17 protein-coding genes are annotated in these 15,632 nt (G+C 44.1%); 6 read left to right on the top strand and 11 right to left on the bottom strand.

Annotated features, from left to right (window positions below; genetic code table 11):
• Nucleotides 1–84 (top strand): IS3 family transposase (locus tag KHQ79_RS13915; protein ID WP_131121716.1); only part of this gene is annotated, 84 nt, incomplete at its 5' end.
• 61 nt (nucleotides 85–145) lie between these two features.
• On the opposite strand, the gene KHQ79_RS13910 is transcribed toward KHQ79_RS13915, so the two are convergent.
• From KHQ79_RS13910 to KHQ79_RS13900, 3 genes are all read right to left on the bottom strand, one after another.
• On the bottom strand, nucleotides 146–1,147 hold the full coding sequence (locus KHQ79_RS13910; RefSeq protein WP_225515657.1) for an LLM class flavin-dependent oxidoreductase: 1,002 nt from the start codon (nucleotides 1,145–1,147) through the stop codon (nucleotides 146–148).
• 174 nt (nucleotides 1,148–1,321) lie between these two features.
• Nucleotides 1,322–2,071 carry an oxygen-insensitive NADPH nitroreductase gene (gene nfsA / locus KHQ79_RS13905; protein ID WP_225515655.1) on the bottom strand — a complete coding sequence of 250 codons (750 nt, stop codon included), beginning with the start codon at nucleotides 2,069–2,071 and terminating at the stop codon, nucleotides 1,322–1,324.
• A 105-nt stretch (nucleotides 2,072–2,176) separates the two neighbouring features.
• On the bottom strand, nucleotides 2,177–3,361 hold the full coding sequence (locus KHQ79_RS13900) for an FtsW/RodA/SpoVE family cell cycle protein (RefSeq protein ID WP_019259818.1): 1,185 nt from the start codon (nucleotides 3,359–3,361) through the stop codon (nucleotides 2,177–2,179).
• A gap of 506 nt (nucleotides 3,362–3,867) precedes the next feature.
• Between KHQ79_RS13900 and ywcE the strand changes: the two genes are divergently transcribed.
• Complete coding sequence (ywcE, locus tag KHQ79_RS13895; RefSeq protein WP_003227411.1) at nucleotides 3,868–4,131, top strand: spore morphogenesis/germination protein YwcE; 264 nt, start codon at nucleotides 3,868–3,870, stop codon at nucleotides 4,129–4,131.
• 41 nt (nucleotides 4,132–4,172) lie between these two features.
• Here ywcE and qoxD read toward each other — a convergent pair whose 3' ends face one another.
• Genes qoxD through qoxA form a run of 4 tightly spaced genes read right to left on the bottom strand, consistent with a single transcriptional unit; the run spans nucleotide 4,173 to nucleotide 8,119 of the window.
• Nucleotides 4,173–4,547: a cytochrome aa3 quinol oxidase subunit IV gene (qoxD, locus tag KHQ79_RS13890; protein ID WP_003236029.1), complete on the bottom strand. Its 375-nt coding sequence runs from the start codon at nucleotides 4,545–4,547 to the stop codon at nucleotides 4,173–4,175.
• Between the two features lies 1 nt (nucleotide 4,548).
• Nucleotides 4,549–5,163, bottom strand: a complete 615-nt coding sequence (qoxC, locus tag KHQ79_RS13885; protein ID WP_003222171.1) for a cytochrome aa3 quinol oxidase subunit III — start codon at nucleotides 5,161–5,163, stop codon at nucleotides 4,549–4,551.
• Nucleotides 5,164–5,176: 13 nt separating this feature from the next.
• Entirely contained in the window at nucleotides 5,177–7,126 is a 1,950-nt protein-coding gene (qoxB, locus tag KHQ79_RS13880) for a cytochrome aa3 quinol oxidase subunit I (protein ID WP_003222173.1), read from the bottom strand.
• 27 nt (nucleotides 7,127–7,153) lie between these two features.
• Nucleotides 7,154–8,119 carry a cytochrome aa3 quinol oxidase subunit II gene (gene qoxA, locus KHQ79_RS13875; protein WP_080010897.1) on the bottom strand — a complete coding sequence of 322 codons (966 nt, stop codon included), beginning with the start codon at nucleotides 8,117–8,119 and terminating at the stop codon, nucleotides 7,154–7,156.
• A 513-nt stretch (nucleotides 8,120–8,632) separates the two neighbouring features.
• Here qoxA and KHQ79_RS13870 point away from each other — a divergent pair.
• Nucleotides 8,633–8,878: a GlsB/YeaQ/YmgE family stress response membrane protein gene (locus tag KHQ79_RS13870; protein WP_003222176.1), complete on the top strand. Its 246-nt coding sequence runs from the start codon at nucleotides 8,633–8,635 to the stop codon at nucleotides 8,876–8,878.
• 69 nt (nucleotides 8,879–8,947) lie between these two features.
• Here the strand turns inward: KHQ79_RS13870 and galT are convergent, their stop codons facing one another.
• The 4 genes from galT to KHQ79_RS13850 all read right to left on the bottom strand — a co-directional run bounded on the left by galT (nucleotide 8,948) and on the right by KHQ79_RS13850 (nucleotide 12,823).
• Nucleotides 8,948–10,489: a UDP-glucose--hexose-1-phosphate uridylyltransferase gene (gene galT / locus KHQ79_RS13865; RefSeq protein ID WP_225515653.1), complete on the bottom strand. Its 1,542-nt coding sequence runs from the start codon at nucleotides 10,487–10,489 to the stop codon at nucleotides 8,948–8,950.
• A 3-nt stretch (nucleotides 10,490–10,492) separates the two neighbouring features.
• A complete protein-coding gene (locus KHQ79_RS13860; RefSeq protein ID WP_088111843.1) occupies nucleotides 10,493–11,665 on the bottom strand; it encodes a galactokinase in 1,173 nt (390 codons plus the stop codon).
• An 85-nt stretch (nucleotides 11,666–11,750) separates the two neighbouring features.
• The gene (locus KHQ79_RS13855; protein ID WP_003236040.1) at nucleotides 11,751–12,134 is read right to left on the bottom strand and encodes a GtrA family protein; all 384 of its coding nucleotides are present in this window, start codon (nucleotides 12,132–12,134) and stop codon (nucleotides 11,751–11,753) included.
• 17 nt (nucleotides 12,135–12,151) lie between these two features.
• Entirely contained in the window at nucleotides 12,152–12,823 is a 672-nt protein-coding gene (locus KHQ79_RS13850) for a TetR/AcrR family transcriptional regulator (RefSeq protein WP_003236042.1), read from the bottom strand.
• A 352-nt stretch (nucleotides 12,824–13,175) separates the two neighbouring features.
• Here KHQ79_RS13850 and slrA point away from each other — a divergent pair, with 352 nt between their 5' ends.
• From slrA to KHQ79_RS13835, 3 genes are all read left to right on the top strand, one after another.
• Nucleotides 13,176–13,334, top strand: coding sequence for a transcriptional regulator SlrA (gene slrA / locus KHQ79_RS13845; RefSeq protein ID WP_003236045.1), 159 nt, complete (start codon nucleotides 13,176–13,178; stop codon nucleotides 13,332–13,334).
• Nucleotides 13,335–13,776: 442 nt separating this feature from the next.
• A complete protein-coding gene (locus KHQ79_RS13840) occupies nucleotides 13,777–14,085 on the top strand; it encodes a DUF485 domain-containing protein (RefSeq protein ID WP_225515651.1) in 309 nt (102 codons plus the stop codon).
• A complete protein-coding gene (locus KHQ79_RS13835) occupies nucleotides 14,082–15,623 on the top strand; it encodes a solute symporter family protein (RefSeq protein ID WP_225515649.1) in 1,542 nt (513 codons plus the stop codon). The genes KHQ79_RS13840 and KHQ79_RS13835 overlap by 4 nt, the downstream gene beginning before the upstream one ends.
• The last annotated feature ends 9 nt before the right edge of the window (nucleotides 15,624–15,632 follow it).

The raw sequence follows: 15,632 nt of genomic DNA, 5'->3' as shown, positions 1-15,632 counted from the left end.
TACATTCATTATTATAACAATATTCGTATTCAAACCAAACTAAACAACCAATCACCGATAAACTATCGGCAATTGGCTGTTTAAAAGGTGTTTTGACCCCTGTCTCAAAAACGGGGGTCAGTCCCATTCGGCAGGGCTTTTTAGATTAATTCGCAAATGCCTCCTGCAATAAACGATAAGAATGGAGCTTATCTTCAAAATGATGCGTAATGGTCACCGCCATGATTTCCTCTGTTCCATACGCCTTACTCAAAGCTAACAACTGCTCCTTCACCTGTTCTTTCGTGCCGACAATCATTCGATTTCGATTATCAGTAATTCGTCTTTGTTCATACGGGGAGTACGTATTTTCTCGAACAGCTTCAAACGAAGGAACTCCTTCTAAAGGAATGCCCTGCTCCCCTGCCAAAAGCGTAAAATCAAGCACTGCCGCAAGCTCCTCTGCCTTCTCCTCCGTGTCAGCACAAAGAACAAAAACAGCGACTGCCGCTCGGGGCGTTTCTCCTAACACAGACGGCTTAAATCGTCTCTTATACTGTCTGACCGTATCCTCTCCGCCCTCTCCATTGATAAAGTGGGCAAACATATAGCCAGCTCCTGACTCAGCGGCAAGCAGCGCACTTTCTCCAGATGAGCCAAGCAGCCACACATCCGGCGCGGTGGAAATATGCGGCGCAGCCGTCAAATTCGGAAAACGGTGTTTGTCATCCGCCAAATCATGCAGATACATGGTCAGCTCCTTGATTTGCTGCGGATACTGATCAGCATTGCGCTTCCCTCCGTCATTCAGCGCCCAGGATGCAATCGGCATTCCCCCCGGTGCTCTGCCAAGCCCAAGATCAATTCTTCCCGGTGTCAGCCCCTCCAGCACACGGAAATTCTCAGCTACTTTATAAGCGCTGTAATGCGGCAGCATGACTCCCCCTGATCCAACACGGATTCGCTTTGTTTTTGCCGCTATATGACTGATCAGCACCTCTGGGCTTGACCCTGCCAGCCGCTTTGAAAAGTGATGCTCAGAAACCCAAAATCTCTTATATCCAAAATCCTCAGCAGCCTGTGCAAGCGCAACCGTTTGCTGTAATGCTGTTTCTGCACTGCTGCCCTCTGATACTGGAGATTGATCTAATATACTTAATGAAATCATCCCTACCACCTCATCCTCATCGTATCACTGATCCCTTATTTTTTCGCCAAAGCCGCTCATACTGCTTATCAGTGTCTCCCGATCATTCGTCATTTATTTGTGACAGCATGTCTCTATTTGTCGGAATATGTTACACGTGAAACATAAAAACCCCTCCGAACGGAGAGGTTTGCTTTAGTTTTTATTAAATCCTTTTTCTTTGACATAGTCATTTAAATACGTACGAGGCTTCTGCTTCATAAAGTTCAGAATTTGATCAGACCACGTTTCTTCCCTCTGTCCGTTTGTTCTTTCTCTATAATAATCAGAAATGGTTTGATCATACGCATTCATGGTTTCCCGGAAATCGTCTGCATTCACATTATACGTATTCTCATGATAGACAGCCTGCTTTGGCAATCTCGGTTTTTTGCCGGATAGGTTGGCAGGATGGCCTACTGCCAGACCGAAAAGCGGAAGCACATGGTCAGGCGTTTGCAGCACCTCTGTCACCTTGTCCAGTTCATTCCGAATGCCGCCGATATAGCAAATGCCAAGCCCCATTGATTCAGCAGCAATGCTCATATTTTGCGCTGCCAGCGCCGCATCAATCAAGCTCACCATAAACATTTCCGTATTCTCGAGCAGCTCAGAGATATTTTCGCCTTTTTCCTCAGCTAGTTTTTGGTGGCGGTACAAGTCCGCGCAAAATACAAAAAAGTGTCCGTTGTTCTCAACGTAAGGCTGATTTCCGGCAAGCACAGACAGCTCACGTTTTTTCTCAGGATCGGAAACACCGATAATTGAATATGCCTGCACATAGCTCGATGTTGACGCAGCCTGCGCACTTTTCACTAATGTATTAATTTCTTCAGCTGTCAAAAGCTGATCAGTAAAAGACCGGATTGACCGATGATTCAAAATGGTTTCGATTGTGTTATTCATCACAAGAACCTCCTTATCTGTTTTTATCATATCCGAAAAAATGTGAACTCAAAAGCGAAATGCTCTGCAACAAAAAAAGACAGCCCTTTAAAGGCTGTCTGCATTTTATGAATTAAACAAATAACTTCTGTATCTCGTCAACTGGACACTCGCATTATACACAATCCCGAAACCGATTAGCGTGGCAAGCGTCGAGCTTCCTCCGTAGCTGACAAACAGCAGCGGAATCCCGGTAACAGGCATAATGCCAATGTTCATTCCGATATTCTGGAATGTGTGGATCACTATTAACGCCGTATAGCCAACGCAAAAGAAAGATGCGAAACGGTTATACGGATGTATCTTGTCAATCAGAACGACAAGCCTGTAGATTAAGAAGAAGAACATAATGACAACAATCGCACACCCTATAAATCCGAAGCTCTCACCCAAAATGGCAAAGATAAAATCGGTCTGTCCTTCTGGTACATACACCTTCAAATTGTGAACGCCATTTCCGAGAATGCCGCCTGAACCGATAGCCATGACAGCCTGATCAACCTGCCAGCCGCTATTTGCATCTTCCTGAGTTGTTCCATTTGAATCAGAAACCCAAGATGTAACCCTCTTAATTTGATACTCTTGAATCCCCACTGATTTAGCAGCGTCAGGAAAATTAATCATGACTAACAAGATAAGAGAAATAACTAAGATACCTGAACCGCCAATGATTGCGATCAGCTTCCAGTTTACGCCTGACATAAAGATCATGACAATCACAATAAACATACATATCCCAGCTGTACCAGCATCCTGAAGAAGGATAAGTCCGATTGGCACTACCGATACACCTGCAATCTTCAGTAAAAGATGAACATCGTCTCTGAGCGATCGGATTTTTTTAGGACTGGCCTTTGAAATCACTGAGGCTACCATCATCATAAGTCCGATTTTCATAAATTCAGAGGGCTGTAACGTTACAGAACCAAACTGAAACCAGCTTTTCGCACCGTTTTTCACTGGTGCAATAGACTCAGGACTGACTCTCAATATCAAGAGAAGCAGAATCCCGAATAAAAATACATATAAACTAAGTTTTTCAAGCTGCTCTAAATCGAAATACAGCAGCACCGAAATCGCGATAGCCCCCAAAACATAATAAGCAATTTGTTTCGTCCAGGCATTGCCCCCATACTGCCCAAACTGCCCGGCAGCATAAATCGCAACAACGCTAATGATAAAAAACACACCAAATATAAAAATCAAATCCCCCTGGTAAAAGGGGCTTTGCTGTTTCTTATATCGACCCATTCTATCCCGCCTTACATTTTCATCGGAAAATCACTAATGTTTATTATACATGAACCTCGATCAAGATGACACGTGAAGCTCGTTTCCTTTTATGTTTTTTGCGCATTTGCAACGCTTTTTCAGCTACACGAAATATGACGTATCATAAACCGAAATGTTTCGATTGACACAAAACTTTTCAAAATGAAAAAAACCCCATTATAAAGGGTTTGGTTAAAAACTGATATACAATATGTGTTTCGTACCCAAATCGCTTATTCAGCATAGTGTTTCCTTATATAGAATCCGCAAGAACCTCTGCCCTTGTCTATACATTCTCCTAGAGAATACGTTTTAAAAAATAAGACGATGGGTCCAGACCATTTCTGCAAAAACGTGTATCAATTTCTGGAAAACATGGTATAATAATTGTAACAGAATGTTCACAAAACAACCACAAAACAGACACAACTCAGTTCCTCTATTTCATTTTTGTAAACGCTATCACAAAATGAAAGGAGACGGGTATGATGGACATGTTTTTTGCTTATTTATTGGTTGCCAGCGCAACGCCTCTCTTTATTTGGCTTGATAACAAAAAAGTCGCACTCTCAGCTATTCCGCCAATCATCTTAATGTGGGTATTCTTCTTCTTTTACGCAACAGAAAGCCTTTCTCCACTAGGACACACTCTCATGATTATCTTGTTTGCCGTCAACGTCATTGTCGCTCATATCGCCGCATTTATCATTTACGGTCTTCCGTATCTTCGCAGAAAGCGAAGCAGCTGAGGACAGCAAAAAACCCTCTTCTAACGAAGAGGGTTTTTGTATTATTCGTTGTGGCCTGAATGCTCTGAGTGCTTAGCGCCTCCAGGAGGATTTCCGTCCATATGGTCACCATGGTGATAGTGAGCCGCAAAAATCCAGATGGATCCAAGCACGATAACGATCGCGCCGAAGAATCCGAACAGCGTGTTACCGACTTGGATACTGCCGTTTTCGCTCTCTGTCATGTGCATGAACATGAGAAGCTGCAGCGCCGCCTGAATGAAGGCGAAGCCGAAAATGATCCAAAGTTTTGCTGATGAGCTTAGGTCAGTATACACTGCAACCCATAGAGCCAGCAGGGTCAAAACGATAGACAGTGCAAAACCTACAATGTGCTTCCATGGAAAGTGACTGTGTTCAGCAGATTTGTTTGCCATTTTACAGACCCCCCAATCCCATGAGATAGACACCTGTAAAGATGAAAATCCATACAACATCTAAGAAGTGCCAGTACAAGCTTGAGATAAAGATTTTAGATGAAGTTTGCGGAGTTAAGCCGCGTTTCTTCAACTGTATCAGAATTCCTATGATCCAGAAAATACCGATTGTTACGTGAGTTCCGTGAGTTCCAAGTAAAACAAAGAATCCAGACCAGAACGCACTTGTACCGAGAGATGCTCCTTCATGTACATAGTGGACAAACTCGTTGATCTCGCAACCGACGAAGCCGGCGCCAAGAAGAAGAGTGATAATTGTCCAAATGACTACGCCTTTTAAACTTCCGCGGCGCATTTCATGAACAGCGATCCCGCAGGTAAAGCTGCTGATAAGCAGCAAGAACGTCATAATCATTACCAGATTCACTTCAAACAGTTCGTCCGGTAAGACACCTCCTGCTGTTCTGTTTTGAAGAACGAAGAAGGTTGCAAATAGTGTTGAGAACAACACAATTTCTGCCCCTAAAAAGATCCAAAACCCGAGAATATTAAGTCTGCCGGTTTCAGATTGATATTCCATAGGCGCGTTAGAATTGCCGTGTTCTGCATGTTCCATAACTCACGCCTCCTTATTCGGAAATCTTTCTTTCCGTCTCTTTTATTTCATCAACACTAATGTAGTAGCCGTTGTCGTATTCGAATGAACGCAGAACCATGCAGAGCAGGACTCCGATCAATCCGACTACGCCCATCCAGTACCATTCAAAGACAAGTCCAAAGCCGGCGATACCGAAGGCAACAGACATAAAGAACGGTCTGCCTGAGTTGCTTGGCATATGGATTTTCTTGAATTTGCTTTCAGGGTATAACTCAGTTTTTTCTTCTTTCATGTGATGGAATGCATCTTTAGATTTGACTTCAGGAAGCACCGCAAAGTTGTAATGCGGCGGAATCGCAGAAGAAGTCGCCCAATCAAGACTGCGTCCCACACCCCATGAATCTCCGCTGATTTCACGAGTAGAGTAGCGGAAGCTGTAGTAGATGTTATAGCAAAGGATTAAGAATCCTACACCCATCATGAAAGCTCCGACAGTTGAAATAAAGTTCAATGTTGTCCAGCCGTCATTCGGTCCGTATGTGTAAATACGGCGAGGCATGCCTTGAAGCCCCAAGAAATATTGCGGGAAGAAACAAATATTGAACCCGATCATAAAGATCCAGAAGAACCATTTTCCGATTCTTTCGTTCAGCTTGTGGCCGAACATTTTTGGATACCAGAAAATAAATCCGGCGAAACAAGCAAATACAGTACCTGCGATCAGCACATAGTGGAAGTGAGATACAAGGAAGTACGTATTATGGTATTGATAATCCGCTGCTGCCATCGCAAGCATAACCCCTGTAACCCCGCCGATAACGAAGTTAGGAATGAATGCAAGCGCCCACAGCATAGGCGTTGTAAAGCTGATTCGGCCTTTATACATGGTAAAGAGCCAGTTAAAGATTTTAACCCCGGTCGGAATCGAGATGGCCATTGTCGTAATTGAGAAGAAAGAGTTAACGGACGCACTGTTCCCCATTGTGAAGAAGTGGTGAGTCCAAACTAGGAAACTCAATACGGAGATGGCGATAATAGAACCAACCATCGCTGTGTAACCAAACAATTGTTTTCTTGCAAAGCTTGAGATAATCTCAGAGAAAATACCGAATGCCGGAAGAATAACGATATATACTTCAGGATGTCCCCAAATCCAGAACAGGTTCGCCCAAAGCATCGGCATACCGCCTGCTTCCAATGTGAAAAAGTGAGCACCGAACAAACGATCAAATGATAAAAGTGCTAAAGCTACTGTAAGTACAGGGAACGCAAACACGATAATAACCATTGTGATCAGTGTTGTCCATGTGAACATTGGCATACGCATTAATGTCATGCCTTTTGTTCTCATTTTTAAGATTGTTACCATAAAGTTGATCCCTGTCATCAGGGTACCGATACCGGCAATCTGAAGTCCGAGGAGGTAGTAGTTCTCACCCGGTCCAGGGCTCATATCGTTACTTGCAAGCGGCATGTAACTTGTCCAGCCTGCGTTCGGAGAACCTCCGATAACGAAAGAAATATTGAAAAGCATCGCCCCTACGAAGAACGTCCAGAAGCTCAGGTTGTTCAAGTAAGGGAACGCAACGTCGCGAGCACCGATTTGAAGAGGTACAACAACGTTGATAAGACCGATTAGGAACGGCATCGCCATGAAGATGATCATGATCGTACCGTGAGTTGTAAAGATTTCATTATAGTGGTTTGAGTCTAAAAAACTGTTATTCGGAAGCGCTAGCTGGGCACGCATCATCAGACCGTCGACACCGCCGCGGAATAACATAATTACAGCAGATATAATATACATGATTCCGAGTTTTTTATGGTCAACAGTTGTTATCCATTCAGACCAGAGCCATTTCCATTTCTTGAAGTAGGTCAGTACAAAAATGATGGCAATGGTAGATAGTGCGATGGAAACTTGTGCGCCCAGAATTAATGGGTCACCTGTTACGAAAAATTCATCCCATTTGAATTTCATGCGGGCTTCCTCCTTTCCTGATCAATATCATTCTTCTGTATCATCAGACTTCTTAAATTCATTTTCCTTTACGTTTTCAAACGGATCTGTTTTAGAGTGCGGTGAAACAGCTTGGTAGCCAAGGCGTTTGCGGGCCTCCATCGCGTACTCTGCGTCTTGTCCGTGGTCAACGTATTTTAAGTGAGTAGAAGAGAACGTTAATTCGTCCACATTTTCAGGAAGCATTAATTGATCATACTTCTCTTTTGTCAGCTTAGGAGCCTCGTTTTGAGTCTTTTTCACCCAGCTGTTAAAGTCTTTTTCTGTTACAGCATTCACATCAAACTCTTGGTCGGCAAAATGTTCGCCTGTGAAGTTCGCGTTGCGGCCTTCATAAGTTCCCACTTCATCAGCCTGTAAGTATTGATCCATCAGCATTCCTGCCATCGCGTACTTTTGTCCTCCAAGCTGAGGAATCCATAGCGAAGCCATTGAATCTGCAGATGAGATTTTAAACAAGATTGGGCGGTCGACAGGAATGTTTAAGTAGTTGACCGTTTCAATATCCTGTTCAGGGTAGCTGAATACCCATTTCCAGTCTACCGAAGTAGCGTAAACAACAAGAGGCTCTTTATCCTTTGTTGCTTCAGGAGCTTTTTCTAACGAATATATCGTCTGTACGGTTGGCACAGAAAGTGCAATGACGATTAAAATTGGGATCACTGTCCAGACTACTTCTAAGAACGTGTTACCGTGAATTTCTGGGTTATAAGATCCATTATCTTTGCCTTTACGGTCGCGGTATTTTACTAAAATAATGGTAAATAGAACAAAGACGACCCCGACGATAAACAGCATAAATCCGATAGATAACAGGATTAAATCACTTTGCTGATCAGCCACAGGCCCTTTCGGATCTAGTACTGAGGCATTGCTGCATCCCCCAAGGACGAAAACCACAGTTAACAGCGCAAATACAAGTAACGGTTTTAATGCTCTGAACAAGAAGATCACCATCCTTCCTATTGATGTAATAAATCTGAAGTGCATACTTCCTCAAAATCTTTTCTCTACTTTGTTATGCTATCAAAAAGTTCACTTATTAGCTTTATTTTTTTATAAACTTCATCCCAATTTCGCTTAAATGTCATAAAATCGACAAAAATTGCTCCAACTTTATTCACATCTATCGCTTAAGATGAAAAGTTTCTAGTTATTTCCGCATATAAGTAAAGAAAGATGATGAAGAACTAATTCTGACAAATAAAGGTTTACCACATTAAAAAACCTAGGTCAATCAAAAATTTCATTTTGTTAAACTTTCTAGAAAGGAATTAATTTTTCCTTGCCTAGCATCTTTTCACACGATTACCATTTTAACGCAACCAATATTGAAAGAAAAGGCTCATTAGAGCGGCGATATGCTCTGAACTGTTCCAACTTTTTATTAGCGCATCCAATTGTTTATCTTATACAAAATAGAGGAATGATATAAGCAAATAAATATAAAATAGGATGTGTTGCATGATGAGTTTTATTATTTCACTTATCGTCGCTATTATTATCGGATGGCTTGGCAGCCTGTTTGTAAAAGGAGATATGCCTGGAGGAATTATCGGGTCAATGATCGCAGGCCTTATCGGCGCCTGGATCGGACACGGGCTGCTTGGAACATGGGGGCCGAACCTAGCCGGATTTGCTATTATTCCTGCGGTGATCGGCGCAGCCATTGTTGTATTTCTAGTAAGCCTGTTAGCCAGAAAAAGAGGATAAGAGTGACAGCGCCCGAAGCGTCAGTGCTTTGGGCGTTTGCTTTGCCTGAAAATCGAAAAAGCCTCAACCCTAGCGGTTGAGGCTTTTGACTGGTTTGACTCCTAAATGGTCGATAAACCTGCTGAAGGCCTGTTTTCCTTCCGTTGTCTGTTTAAATACACCGGCGTGTTCAAGAATGCGCGCGAATACATGTCCAAGCTCTTCTTTTATGACTAGATCGGCATTTTCTTTTGTTATCGTTCTTTTTTCCGTAATCCGAAGAGCCCACTCCTTATGTTTTGCTGTGAGCGGATTTTGTTCTAAAGCTGATTTCGGATTAGCAGAGCAAAGCGCCGCTGCCGTTTCTTTCATTTCTTCCTGTAAACGGCCCGGCAATATCGCCAATCCCATGACCTCAATCAGGCCGATATTTTCTTTTTTAATATGGTGAACTTCCTGATGAGGATGAAATATTCCTAATGGATGCTCCCCATCCGTCCGATTGTTTCTCAGCACGATATCGAGTTCATACAAGTCTCCCCTGCGCCGTGCAATCGGCGTAACCGTATTATGGGGCGTATCACCTGTATAGGCGGCTATGTCGGCCTTTTCATCGGAATACGCTTGCCACGTGCGGAATATATGATCAGCAGCTTCGGCGACTTGATCCGGTTTGTCTCCTTGGAGCCTGAGCACGGACATCGGCCACTTCACTAAGCCCAGCGACACGCCTGGATGATCATTTAATTCATATACATCTTCCGCTTCTGCACGCGCCATCGGAAAATCGTGCGCCCCGCCTTGGAAATGGTCATGGCTTAGGATGCTGCCGCCGACAATTGGCAGATCCGCATTTGAACCGATAAAATAATGCGGATATTGCCCGAGAAATGACAGCAGCCTTTCAAATGTTTTTCTGCTGATCTCCATCGGTTCATGTTCACCTTTTAAGACGATGCAATGCTCTGGATAATAGACGTATGGCGAGAACTGCAAATACCATTCTTCTTCTTTAAGAATAACCGGAATGATTCTGTGATTTTGGCGGGCTGGATGATTCACGCTTCCCTCAAACCCGACATTTTCTTTACACAGCAAACACTTCGGATAATTTGTCTGCACCTGCTCTTTTGCAGCCGCAATCGCTTTTGGGTCCTTTTCGGGCTTTGATAGATTAATAGTCATTTCCAGCTCGCCATATTCAGTCGGCACCGTCCAATGAACATTTTTGGCGATTCTGTCAGACCGAATATAGTAGACATCCTCTGCATATTGATAGAATTCCTTTGTCGCCTGTTTTGGGCCGTATAAAGCTTTTGTCTCTTCAAATTTGCGAATGACCTCAGACGGAGCAGGTACGAAACATCCCATCAGCTTTGCGCTGAGCAAGTCACGGTATGTGTCTGTATCCGCTTCCATACGGCCGGTTTCCGCAGCCCATTTGTAAATAGGATCAAGTAAGTCCGGCAGGCTTTGTGCCTGCTTGATGCATGTGTGGGAGACCTGCTCGGGGTGCTTGATGTCTAACGCTTCATAAAGACGGTTTCTTGTATATTCCCGATCCCAGATCGAAATCAGTTTTCGTTCCAGGCCATACTCCAGCAGCTGTTCCAGATGTTCAACAATACTCATGTGTCACTCCCCCTTTAGTTCTCTCGCTCCTTCTCCGATATCAGCGACATAAAAATCCGCTTTGAGCCCTGTTTTTTCTTGATACCTGTCTCCAACCTTTTGGATAAAATCTTCAACAAACGCATCTTTGACAATGCTGATGGTGCAGCCGCCGAAGCCAGCTCCCGTCATTCTTGATCCAATCACGCCTTCGTGCTCCCACGCCGCAAACACAAGCTCGTCAAGTTCAGGGCAGGTCACTTCATAATCATCCTTCAGTGAAAGATGGGATTCCTTCATTAACAGCCCGATTTCATCTATATTGTTTTCTTTGAACATATGGGCCGTCTTGATGGCGCGGTGATTTTCGTATACGGCGTGCTTTGCCCGGCGTCTGTTCGTTTCATTTTGGATCAGGCCGGAATTAGCATCGAAATCAGAGGGCTTGATGTCGCCCAGCGAGACAATATCGAGTGCTTTTTGCAGATCAAGCAATGCGTCATTGCACTCTTGGCGTCTTGTATTATAGCTCGAGTCTGCCAATGTCCTTTTTTTGTTCGTGTTCGCGATGACCAGTGCGAGGCCTGAGACATCGAGTTTGCTATATTCATAGTCCAGCGTGTCGCAGTTCAGCAGCATCGCATGATGTTTTTTCCCCATTCCGATTGCAAATTGATCCATAATTCCGCAATTGACACCGATAAAAGTGTTTTCCGCATGCTGCGCCATTTTTACAAGCTCAAGCGCATCCACTTCAGGATGGAAATAGCTTTGGAGCACGACTCCCATCAGCAGTTCAATAGAAGCGGAGGACGAAAGGCCCGCCCCGTTTGGAATATTCCCTGAAAATACAATGTCAAAGCCATGGGGAACTGAATAGCCCCTTTGCTGAAATTCATAAATGACGCCTTTCGGATAGTTCGCCCAGTCGTCTTCTTTTTGATAGCGGATGTCGTCAAGGCTGCATTCTTTGATGCCTGCGTCTTTAAAGTTGTCTGAATACATCCGGACAACCCCATCGTTTCTTTCTGCAACAGCAGCATATGTACCCATTGTCAGCGCGCACGGAAACACATGCCCGCCGTTATAGTCTGTATGTTCTCCAATCAGATTCACTCTTCCAGGTGCGAAAAAAAACCGTAACCCCTCTTTTTCTCCGAATACACTTGCAAATATCCCCTTTAGCTCTTCCCGCATGTGCAATCACCTTTCATGGTTTTTATTTTTTTATTTCCCCTTATGTCTTCAGCGAAAACGATAGATCATATGCTGCTGTCCCCTGTCATACCCCTTCTTCTTTTGTCTTTTTAAAGACGAGCCATTTGCTTGCAGCATAGTTGACGACAACGATGACCGCGTTGTCGAGTATTTTGGCCAAGGTTTCATTTGTATTGAACTGGCCGACAAGAATGATCATCATGCCTAAATCTATGCCGAGAGACAGGACCCGAACGCTGAAAAAGGCAGTGATCTCTTTCAGCAGGCTCTGCAGGTCATGTGTTTTTTGCTGAAACACATATAATTTATTTGTTATGTATGCAAACAGCACGGACAAAATCCAAGCGGCGACAGTGGCGGCTTTGTAATCCATATTCATGATCTCTACCAATATATAAAAGCTGGCGATGTTCACAATGGTTGTGAAAACCCCCATAATGATATACATAATCATTTCTCTATACTTCACTGATGTTCCTCGCTTTCTGAAAAACTTTTCAAAATTCTTGGCCTCACGTGCTCTCTGTCTGGAGCAAAGAAAACCGAGAGTGCGTCTAAAAAGCTGCGGAATGTGGCGGGCTGGCCCAATACATACGATTGTTTGATGATTCCGTCGAGCACTGCACATATTATTTTAGCCGTATATTCCGGATCAATACAGGCGCCAATCAGCTTTCTCTCCTTCAGCCACTTAATATATAACGCATTTTCTTCCACCCACAATTCGTACAGCCGGACATAGGCCTTGCATTTCTGAAGGACTTTATACGTCGGCATATTCATGGCAAACGAGGTAATGTCCCACGACGGCTTATTTATGTAATAGGAATAAAGCAGCTCTGCGGCATGTTTTGCAGCCTCGTCCAATGTCAGCGGTTTCACCGATGTTCGTTCCATTTGATCAAGATACCCTACGATGATCGCTTTTTTCATCTGGCGTTTTTCGAGAAGATGCTGCAGAAAATCCTCCTTGCTGACAAAATGAACATAAAATGCTCCTTTACTGTACCCGGCCGCTCTGCTGATATCCTCAACAGAAACCGGATCATACGCTCGGTCAATCAACAAATTCAAGCCAGCGTCTATAAAACTTTCAAAGGTTGCTTCTCTTTTCATTTGAAATTTGTTTTTTTTCATATTTTTCTCCAGGCGGTATGATTATCCTTATCTTACAACGGATCAATCTTTAGCGGTATTTATTTCTTTGAATGCTTATGCTATTCGGTTTCTCCGGGGTCATATTTAATAGGCTGAAGGATTTATTTTCAATTACATACTATCCAGTCAGTATTTAATTGTTTATTATTATAAATGAGGTTCATTGGTTATATTAGTCATTTTTTTAGGGAATAGGTAGGTGGTTTTTCCTTCAGTTTGTGAACGCCGAGCAACTATGTGTGAAATTTGTTGTACTCGCCTCATCATCGCGCCGGCTTGTCTTTATTGCCCGCATGTTGCAGGAAAACATTTTATACAATTGGAGGTTACTATGAAAACTCATGTTAAAAAAGATTTGGACAAAGATTGGCATATGTTAATACAAGAAGCTAGATCTATTGGGTTAGGCATTCGTGATGTGAGACAGTTTTTAGAATCTGAGACAGCATTGAGAAAGAATAATCACAAAAAAACCGTCCGCCAAGACTAATCCGAACAGGCGGATCTATTACCTCTGGCTTTTCTATCATCTGATCTGAGTTTTCACCATATCCTCTATTCGAAAGCAATTGCTGCGCCGAGCTTGAGGACAAACGGTGTGTCAGCTAACATACGACAGACAGCCGGTGATGCGATCACCTCTTGGCACATCCATTGTCATAAAGAGGTGATGCGAACATGATAACCGGGCTCTGGTAAACAGCAGCTTTGCTGAGAACAAGCTGCATTCGGTGAGGTTTTGAAAGCAAACTCGTGTATACGCGGCCGAGCTGGAAAACCTTCGCCTGTCTTTATACCGCTCGCGTTCCTATCTTCACGACTTCCTTCTTTTTTCATTCTCCAGATGTTCTCCAACGCATAAATCAGACTTTCAGTACATACCTATTGGTGTACCTTTTTGCTTACGTTTAGCGAATAAAAGGAGGATAGCCATGTACAAAGCCGATTATAAACAGATTGCTGCAACTCCGTCTTTTCAAGCTTTTTTAAAGCAGAAACGCGCTTTTATTGTTCCTTCTGCGATTTTCTTTTTTGTCTTTTATTTTTCACTTCCTGTTTTGACGTCTTATTTCACCTTTTTGAATAAGCCGGCAATTGGGGCTGTTTCATGGGCTTGGCTGTTTGCCATCGCCCAATTCGCCATGACCTGGATACTGAGTACGGTGTATTCCCGAAAGGCGGCTCATTTCGACCAATATGTAAGCGCTCTAAAGGCGGATCTGAAGGGTGAACAGACATGAATATGACTGCCTTTCTATTATTTTTAGCGATTGTCGGCCTGACGCTTATCATCACGTATTTTGCCGCAAAGAAAACGAAAACAACGAGTGAGTTTTATACGGCCGGCGGCGGGCTCACCGGTGTTCAGAATGGACTGGCAATTGCCGGTGACTACATGTCTGCAGCCTCATTTCTCGGGATTGCCGGAATGATTGCTTTATATGGATTTGATGGATTCTTTTACAGCATCGGTTTTCTAGTGGCTTATCTCGTTGTCTTGTACATCGTGGCGGAACCGCTTCGGAATCTTGGGAAGTATACGATGGCGGACATGATTGCGGCCCGTTTTAAAGAAAAGAAAATCCGCGGCGTCGCGGCTCTGAATACCATTGCCATCTCTACTTTTTATATGATCGCCCAGCTCGTGGGGGCGGGCGCGCTGATCAAACTGCTGCTTGGGCTGGATTATACCGCGGCGGTTCTCATCGTCGGGGTGCTGATGACCATTTATGTCGTGTTTGGCGGCATGATCGCGACAAGCTGGGTTCAAATTATTAAAGCTGTTTTACTGATGGCCGGCACACTCGTGATTTCGATCATCGTGTTTTCGAAATTCGGCTTTAACCTTAATACCATGTTTGAGCAGATGAAAACAGCCACTCCGCTTGGCGCTGATTTCTTAAATCCCGGAAATAAATACAAGGTGCCGCTTGAGACCTTGTCGTTAAACTTGGCACTCGTGCTGGGAACCGCCGGGCTTCCGCATATTTTGATCCGGTTTTATACCGTTAAGGATGCCAAGACGGCCCGGACATCCGTTGTTTCAGCGACATGGATTATCGGTGTATTTTACATTATGACGGTGTTTCTCGGCTTTGGCGCCGCTGCATTTGTCGGTTTTGATGCGATAACGGCGGCTGATCAAGCGGGAAATATGGCGGCTCCGCTTTTGGCAAAAGCGCTCGGAGGAGATTTTCTGTTCGCGTTTGTGTCAGCCATCGCCTTTGCCACCATTTTAGCTGTCGTGACAGGATTGGTGCTGTCTGCCGCCTCAGCATTTGCCCATGATATCTACAGCCAGATTATCAGAAAGGGAGAAGCAACTGAAAAAGAACAGATGAAAGCGGCCAGATGGGCTTCTGTCGCCGTGTCGGTGCTCTCGATTCTCCTTGCGATTTTCGCACAGTCCTTAAATGTGGCGTTCCTTGTCGCACTTGCATTTGCAGTAGCGGCCAGCGCAAACCTCCCGCTGATTGTGTTTACGGTCTTCTGGAAGAGATTCAATGCTACAGGCGCTTTGTGGGGCAGCCTGACAGGCCTGATCAGCGCGCTTGTGCTTGTATCGATGAGCCCTAGTGTGTGGGACCCGTCCGGAGGTGCTATATTTACCGGCGATCCGCTCATTCCGCTTTCTAATCCGGGCATTATTTCCATCCCGCTCGGCTTCCTCGGCGCGTGGCTCGGAACGGTGCTGTCGTCAAATAAAACGGTTAATGAAGATACGTTTGCAGAAATACAGGTGAAGGCGCATACCGGCATTCATATGGAAGAGGAGTAAAAAAGCTCT

This window comes from Bacillus sp. TSO22 (assembly GCF_020223595.1).
GTDB lineage: Bacteria > Bacillota > Bacilli > Bacillales > Bacillaceae > Bacillus > Bacillus inaquosorum.
Note: the sequence above shows the minus strand (reverse complement) of the source record. Positions and strands in the feature narration are given on the sequence as shown.